Annotated in this window: 1 pseudogene; it reads right to left on the bottom strand. The window is 75.1% G+C overall.

Features of this window, described 5'->3' with window-relative positions:
- Window positions 1-349, bottom strand: a pseudogene (locus tag Q2100_RS31705) (acetolactate synthase); the annotation flags it as partial.

Raw genomic sequence — 349 nt, 5'->3', positions numbered from 1 at the left:
CGCGGCGACGGGGCGCGGGTGCGGCCGCACGGGCGCCGCGCGGTCGGCCACGATCACCGCGGTGTCCTCGCCGAACACCGCACCGAAGCCGAGGCGGAAGTCCATCGGCACCCCGATCACCAGCGCGACGTCGGACTCCCGCAACGCCTTGGACCGCGCGCGGGAGAACGCCAGCGGATGATCGGCGGGCACCACGCCGCGCGCCATCCCGTTCATCAGCACGGGGATTCGCAACGTCTCGGCCAGCTGCAGCAGCGCCTGTTCGCCGTGGCCCCACCACACGTTGGTGCCCGCCATGACGACCGGCCGCGCCGCCGATGCCAGCAGCGCCACCGCCGCGTCCAGCGCG

Origin of the sequence: Mycolicibacterium arseniciresistens (assembly GCF_030519285.1) — a bacterium.
In the GTDB taxonomy this organism is placed as follows: Bacteria; Actinomycetota; Actinomycetes; order Mycobacteriales; family Mycobacteriaceae; genus Mycobacterium; species Mycobacterium arseniciresistens.
This window is presented reverse-complemented; position numbering and strand designations above follow the sequence as displayed.